The organism is Mycobacterium intermedium (assembly GCF_002086275.1).
GTDB classification, from domain to species: Bacteria; Actinomycetota; Actinomycetes; order Mycobacteriales; family Mycobacteriaceae; genus Mycobacterium; species Mycobacterium intermedium.
Map to the genome: position 1 here is coordinate 1 of NZ_MVHT01000334.1, position 387 is coordinate 387.

1 protein-coding gene is annotated in these 387 nt (G+C 66.1%); it reads right to left on the reverse strand.

Annotated elements, in window-relative coordinates:
- The coding region (locus tag BST27_RS30920; protein WP_139805532.1) for an AMP-binding protein at positions 1–387 on the reverse strand (387 nt) is incomplete at both ends.

A 387-nucleotide genomic window follows, 5' to 3' on the forward strand; every position in this document is an offset into this window, starting at 1 on the left:
AGCCCAGATCTCTTCCACCGAGGCGTCAAAAGCCAGCGAGTGAGCCTGCGCCCACACCCCCGGGCGCGGCACATCACTCAGACCCATCAACACCTGGGTGAGGTTGTGGTGGGTGACCGCCACGCCCTTGGGAGTGCCGGTGGTGCCTGAGGTGTAGATCAGGTAGGCGATATCGTTGGGGCCCGGCATCGTCAGTCCTGCGGCCGAATGGTTTTGCGCGTCAGCCACATTGATGATCGGCAGGTTGTGGTCCGCAAGTCGGTCGGCCAGTTCGGTGGTGGTGATCACCGCCACCGGGGCGGCATCGGCCAGCACGAACCCGACCCGCGCCACTGGGACTGCGGGGTCGATCGGCACATAGGCGGCCCCCGCCTTGAGCACCCCCAA